This is a genomic window from Streptomyces sp. RB17 (assembly GCF_009604455.1).
GTDB lineage: Bacteria > Actinomycetota > Actinomycetes > Streptomycetales > Streptomycetaceae > Streptomyces.
This window is the reverse complement of sequence record NZ_WEGL01000027.1, coordinates 21,206-27,630: the sequence shown is the minus strand read 5'-3', so window position 1 is coordinate 27,630 and position 6,425 is coordinate 21,206. Positions and strand designations below refer to the sequence as shown.

5 protein-coding genes and 3 pseudogenes are annotated in these 6,425 nt (G+C 68.1%); 7 read left to right on the top strand and 1 reads right to left on the bottom strand.

The genetic code is table 11. From position 1 onward, the window contains the following. Window positions 1-293: pseudogene (locus SRB17_RS44200) on the bottom strand (hypothetical protein); the annotation flags it as partial. 901 nt (window positions 294-1,194) lie between these two features. Between SRB17_RS44200 and SRB17_RS44195 the strand changes: the two are divergent. From SRB17_RS44195 to SRB17_RS44175, 7 genes and pseudogenes are all read left to right on the top strand, one after another. Continuing rightward, window positions 1,195-1,575 carry a hypothetical protein gene (locus SRB17_RS44195; RefSeq protein ID WP_153547735.1) on the top strand — a complete coding sequence of 127 codons (381 nt, stop codon included), beginning with the start codon at window positions 1,195-1,197 and terminating at the stop codon, window positions 1,573-1,575. A 396-nt stretch (window positions 1,576-1,971) separates the two neighbouring features. Further along, window positions 1,972-2,493, top strand: a complete 522-nt coding sequence (locus tag SRB17_RS48785; protein ID WP_416237150.1) for a transposase domain-containing protein — start codon at window positions 1,972-1,974, stop codon at window positions 2,491-2,493. Continuing rightward, entirely contained in the window at window positions 2,420-2,899 is a 480-nt protein-coding gene (locus tag SRB17_RS47330) for a transposase (RefSeq protein ID WP_416237149.1), read from the top strand. Before SRB17_RS48785 ends, SRB17_RS47330 begins: the two co-directional genes overlap by 74 nt. Before the next feature lie 66 nt (window positions 2,900-2,965). Next, window positions 2,966-3,316, top strand: a pseudogene (locus tag SRB17_RS47325) (hypothetical protein); the annotation flags it as partial. After that, window positions 3,316-3,720, top strand: a pseudogene (locus SRB17_RS47875) (hypothetical protein); the annotation flags it as partial. The pseudogenes SRB17_RS47325 and SRB17_RS47875, both read left to right, overlap by 1 nt. Before the next feature lie 27 nt (window positions 3,721-3,747). Then, window positions 3,748-3,996 carry a hypothetical protein gene (locus SRB17_RS47870; protein WP_267133515.1) on the top strand — a complete coding sequence of 83 codons (249 nt, stop codon included), beginning with the start codon at window positions 3,748-3,750 and terminating at the stop codon, window positions 3,994-3,996. Window positions 3,997-4,113: 117 nt separating this feature from the next. Continuing rightward, window positions 4,114-6,213: a sialidase family protein gene (locus SRB17_RS44175; protein ID WP_153547731.1), complete on the top strand. Its 2,100-nt coding sequence runs from the start codon at window positions 4,114-4,116 to the stop codon at window positions 6,211-6,213. Window positions 6,214-6,425 lie beyond the last annotated feature (212 nt).

The window sequence follows — 6,425 nt, the reverse complement described above, 5'->3', positions numbered from 1 at the left end:
ACGGGGCCCTGGAAGCCGGCGCCGTACCCCATGCCCGCAACCACGCTGGCCGCCAGATAGAGACCGGCCGAGCTCAGCGCGAGCGCCGCGACCGTCACGCCGAGGCCCGCAATCGTCAGGACCAGGCTGACGACGGTGTACAGCGGGCTCGGCGCGTTCGCGCTCGCGAGGAAGAGCACGACGACGGAACTCGCGAGCACGAGCGTGCCGGTGCCACCGGAGGCGTGCTGTCCTCCCCGGCGGGGCGCGGCGAACTCAAGCGACGTGGCCGAGCCGACGCTGCGGAATGTCACTACCTCTCCTCCAGGCAGACCAGTCTGTCTGAAAAATAGCAACGGGCAGACTGGTCTGTCTAGAGGGGGGTGAGCGGGGCCGCCGAGCAGACCCGGCAGCGAGGGGGAAACAGGTGGACACCCATGAACACGTGCGGCGCCGCACCACAGACAGCGCCTCCCGCCCGGCTCGCCGGCCGCGTGACGGCCGCCGTCCTGACGTCGCGCGCCCCCACCGGCGTCAGGCTTACCGCCCGTCGGCGTCCCCACCCGTCACGACCTCATGAGGAGGACAGTCATGGCCCGCTACGAGGTGCTCATCGCCGACGAGGGCCGGCCACGATCGACGGTGAATCCCCGGTACCCGCACCCGGCCAGCACAGGGCGGCCCGGTCCAGGCGGCCATGGATGACGGCCTCGCCTCCGGCCACTTCGTGCTGGAGGTCTCCCCGGACGGCTCCAGCATCCAGCCGGCTCCTCACCTCCACCGGGGCGCCGGTCGCCGTCCCAGATGGCTGGTGGTGACCTCGCCGGCGAGGCGGGAACCGTGGTCGCATTCCTTGTCCTGTGCGGGAGTTGCACGGTCGGCACACCAGCCATGACTGCCACTGAGTGGCATCAATGCTGACAGACGATGCCGTGTCCGTCCTCGGCTCAAGGCCCAGCCCGCCACGACGCCGCCTGCCAATGCGTGACGGCTGAACACGTCGCGACGAGAGAGGCGGCTTCTCCGAACTCTCAACTCGCCCCTCGAAGAGAGAACGTTCGGTCTTGACAGTGCGGAGCTGGCGTGCCTACGATCCATGTGTAACGAACGTTCTATGTAGTTTCTATCGCACGTGTTTCTGATCCGGATTCCCCGGATCACGGACAGGACGGCTGCCCGGTCAACGGAGTCGCGGCACATCACAAGGAGATGACCATGAACAAGTGGATCAAGCGCGTCTCGACCGCTGTCGCTTCTACGGCGCTGGCAGGCGGAGCCCTTCTCGGAGTCAGCGGCACGGCGTCAGCGGCGACGGCCTCGGCGCCCGGGGAGCACACGCAGTCTGCGGTCACCGCCGGCGGTGACCGCGCGGACGGATACCAGAGCGCTCACCACGGCGCACAGGACGACGGCTGGGGCGCGGCCCGCGGCTGGCGCACGAACGACGACCGCCAGGGCCACTACGGGGAAGAGCGCTGGAACGGTAGCCACGCGTACGTCTGGGACGGGTACCGATGGGACGAGGTGACGACGTACCGCGTCAGTGCCGAGCGCTGGTACCTGGACCAGGTCGCGTGGTCTGCGGACCAGCACTGATGTGGCCGCAGGCCGGCACGGTCGGTTTGACCGGCCGCAACGACGTGGCTTTGGGGTGCGCCGTTGCGACTCGTCAAACCGACCGCTTGCCGGACCGGGGCGCGCGAGGCCCGGCTCGCGGTCTTCCGCTGAGCGACCCGCTACAACACCCGGCGAAGGCATTCCCGCCTTGGCCAGATCAGCCTGATCGCCTTCGAGTAACGATCAACTACGCTGGCCACTGCTGCATGACAACCGCAACACCGTTGCGTTTGAGTCTTGAGTCGCAGGTCAAGCCCTGATGAATGACGCGACGGGACGTCCTGATAGATCAACTTGTGTGGAGCAAGAAGATCGTCGGGAGTCCCGTTGCAGGAGAAGCCTGTCATCACGCGCACGGTCGAGGCGGCCGGGGGCGTGTACGCGCCCGGTCACCTGGGCGAGTTGACCCAGATCGTGGACTTCATGCTGGTGGACACGGTGATCAAGGAGACCGGGTCGCGTGAGAAGCGGCTGCGGCTGCTGCCGTGCCGGGTCGTGGCCTCCTTCGTCCTCGCGCTGGCCCCGTTCGAGGACTGTTTCTACCGGGGCGTGTGGGGCAAGCTGACGGCGGGACTGGAGGGACTGCCGTTGGTGCGTCGTGCGGTCTCTTCGCTGTCCAGGGCCCGACGGCGAATAGGAGCGGCACCGCTGCGGCGACTGTTCGAGATCCTCGCCGGGCCCGTCGCCGGCCTCGGGCAGGCCGGTTCGTTCTCTCGAGGGCTTCGGACCGTGGCCGTGGACGGCACCTGCACGTGCCCGATGAGGAGGCGTTCACCTGGCGCTACCCCAAGCGAGCGGCGAGAGCGTAGAGTTCGGCTACCCGCTGCTGCGACTCGTGGTCCTGGTCGAGTGCGGCACCCGTGCCGTGCTGGCTGCCGCGTTCGGCCCGGAGAGTGACGGCGAACTCACTTACGCAGGCCGCCTATTGAGCGGGCTGGACCGCACGATGCTTCTGCTGGCTGATGCCGGCTTCGACGCGAACGAGTTCGCCCGGGACGTCCAGGCCACCGGCGCCCAGTTCCTGGTGCGCTCCTCCGCCCGCCGCATCCCCACCTCCTTCCTGCACCTGGGCGACGGCTCCTACCTGGCCCGGATGGCTTATGCGCGAAAGTGCGGACGCCGGGATGTCGTCAAGCAACTACGGAAACAGCTCCGGCAGTTGTCCGTGGGAGACCCGAACGACCCCGGCTACCGCCGACTTCGATACACACTCCTGCTGGTGAGGCGTGCGCGGTCGTCTCGGGAGCGAGGAGCATCGACGAACTCGCCGAGTGGGGCCAGCGTGCCCCGACCGCACTCCTGACGGTGATCGGGATCCGCCGCCACCTGCTCAGATGGCGGCGCTCTCCGGCGTCGGTCACGATCGGCCGTGTGCTGGGGGCTGTTGACGGTGACGCCCTGGACCGGGCGGTCGGCGCCTACCTGGCCGACCGGCGCCGCGCCGTCACCGACCCCTCCCAGGCGCCGCCGCCCTCCGCGTCCGGGCGGTCGCGCGTTCGCTGTCGACGGCAAAGCACTCAAGGGATCGGCCCGTCTCACCGCGACGCGCCGGCATCTGCTCTCCGCGGTCACTCACGGCACCGTCGTGACCCTCGCCCAGGTGGAGGTCGGCGCGAAGACGAACGAAACCACACACTTCCAACCGCTGCTGGCACCGCTGGACCTGACCGGCACCCTCGTCACCTTCGACGCCCTGCACTCGGTCAAGGCGAACATCTCCTGGCTGCTCGAAACAAAGAAGGCCCACTACATCGCCGTGATCAAGACCAACCAACGCACGCCTACACCCAACTCGCCGCTCTGCCCTGGCAGTCCATCGCAGTCCAGCACACCGCTTCCGGGGCCGGACACGGACGCCGAGAGTCCCGCTCGATCAAGACCTGCGGGATCGCCGACGAACTCGGCGGAATCGCCTTTCACCACGCCCGCCTGGCCATCCGCGTCCACCGCCGCCGCAAGCCCACCGGCGAACGTGAGACCCGCGAGAGTGTCTACGCCGTCACCAGCCTCGACGCCCACCAAGCCGGGCCCGCCGATCTGGCCGCCGCGATTCGTGGGCACTGGGGAGTGGAGAACTCCTCGCACCACATCAGAGATGTCACTTTCGCCGAGGACGCCTCCACTGTCCACGCCGGGACTGCACCACGGTCCATGGCGACCCTCCGCAACCTCGCCATCGGCGTGCTGAAGACCCTGGGAGCCGACAACATCGCCAAGACCACCCGCGCGATCCGCGACGAGCTCCAACGAGCACTCCCCATCCTGGGCATCACCAACGATCCGGACACCTACGGAACTCGATCAAGCTCTGTCTCCGCGGGCCTGTGCGGGGTGTGTTCCCACAAGGGAGTCCGCCGGATTCGCGCGCGCCTGTTGTGGACGGACGACGTACGGGGGTAACCTCCGCGAAATCCCTTGCAACGTTGCAAACTGCCAACTCGGTTCCGCTTCTGCAACGTTGCAGGCGATCCCAGCATGTCCTCCCCCTATCCCCTCTCGATCGCGAAGGAGCGCTCGATGCACAGGAGAAGCAGGCCGGACGGGACGCGTGCGACAGACAGACGGAGTCGGACGCCCAAGTGGCTGTCACGGTCCGGCGCTGTCCTCACCGCGCTCTCGCTGGCCGTCTCCGGGATGACGCTCGCCGGCAGCCCCGCCTCGGCGACACCGACCATCGGCGTGTTGTACACGCCGAACACCACCGCGAACCCCAGTGAGGACGCCAGCTACCCCCGGGTGATCCGGCTGGAGCACAGCGGCGCCTCCAACGGCACACTCCTCGCTACTTTCTCGCACTCCGGGGTGACCGGTCAGAAGGCGAGCTTCCCGATCTACCGCTCGACCGACGGGGGCGCGAACTGGTCCGCGTCGCCCATCGGCACCGTCACCGACACCGTGCACGGCTGGGACCTGGACGGCCCGACGCTGTACGAACTGCCGCAGGCCGAGGGATCGTTGCCAGCCGGCACGCTCCTCGCGTCGGGCACCGCATGGAACCGCAACGACTACACCCAGCAGACCGTCGAGGTCTTCATCAGCACCGACCACGGCACCACTTGGTCGTACCGCAGCGCGTGCACCTCAGAGTCGGGGATGGCGAACAGCCAGGGCCACGGCATTTGGGAGCCCGAGTTCACGGTGGCCGGCAACGGAAGCCTCGCCTGCTACTTCTCCGACGAGCGGCCGTCGTCGAACGGCTACCCCCAGGTCCTGGCCCACGTCACCAGCACCGACGGCGGCGCCACCTGGGGCAGTGAGGTCTACGACGTGGCCGTGCAGGACAACGTCCAGCGCCCCGGCATGGCCAGCGTCGTCAAGCTGCCGAACGGCTCATATGCCATGTCCTACGAGGACTGCAAGGCGGGCTACGACCCGGACAGCGCCTGTGCGGTCTACGTCAAGACCTCGCCGGACGGGCTGAGCTGGAATCCCGGCAACCTCGGCAACATCGCCCAGACCATGGACGGCCGGCACTTCCTGCACACCCCGCAACTGGCCTGGAGCCCGGCCGGCGGCACAAACGGCACCCTGCTGCTGTCCGGCCAGCGTGTGGTCTACGGCGCTGACGGCGGCCCGATCACGGTGGAGCAGGAATCCGGAGCGGTGCTGCTGGCCAACACCAACCTGGGCAACGGCACCTGGACCGAGACCACCGCGCCCGTGGTGGTCAACCCGACCGGCGGTTACGACGCGGGCGAGACGGCCTGCCCCGGGTACAGCTCGCCGATCCTGCCGTCGGCCGACGGCTCCAGCGTCCTCTACATGGCTGGCACGCACCTGAGCAACGGCAAGTGCCAGGTCAGCTTCGGCACCGAGGTGACACCCGGACCGACCGGTGCCATCACCGGGCCGGACACCACGAACAAGTGCCTGGACGTGGACACCAACACCCCGACGAACGGCAACAAGGTGCAGCTGTGGGACTGCAGCGGGGTACCCGGTCAGCAGTGGGCGCGCATGAGTGACGGCACGATCCGCGCCTTCGGCAAGTGCCTGGACATCGTGGCCAACGGGACGGCGAACTCCGCCAAGGTCGAGCTGTGGGACTGCGACAACGCAGGCGGCCAGCAATGGGTCCCGCAGGCCAACGGCTCGCTGCTCAACCCGCAGTCCGGCCGCTGCCTCGACGATCCGCAGGCGAACACCGCGAACGGCACCCAGCTCCAGATCTACGACTGCAACGGGCTGTCCACGCAGGTGTGGCACCTGACCGGCTCCAACCAGGGGCCGACCGGCGCCATCACCGGGCCGGGCACCACGAACAAGTGCGTCGATGTCGACACCAACACCCCGACGAACGGCAACAAGGTGCAGTTGTGGGACTGCGGCAGCGGGGTGCAGGGGCAGCAGTGGACGCGGATGAGTGACGGCACGGTCCGCTCGTTCGGGAAGTGCCTGGACATCGTGGCCAACGGGACAGCGAACTCCGCCAAGACCGAACTGTGGGACTGCAACGGCGTCGGCGGCCAGCAGTGGTTCCCGCAGCCGAACGGCTCGCTGCTGAATCCGCAGTCCGGGCGTTGCCTGGATGATCCGCAGGCGAACACCGCGAACGGGACGCAGTTGCAGATCTACGACTGCAACGGCCTGTCGACCCAGGTGTGGCACCTGCCGTAACTCCCGCAGCCGCTACGGCTCCTGCGGTTCCCGCGGTGACGGCCGCATAGCGGCGTCCCCGCATCCGTCCCCGTATGCACACCGTCGCGGTCCGGGCTGTCTTGACCCGTCCGGACCCCCGGGCCGCGACCCAACCGTGATACACGACCTCTTGCAACGTTGCAAACGCGCTGGTTACTGTCTTGCAACGTTGCATCACGTGCGATGAAGGG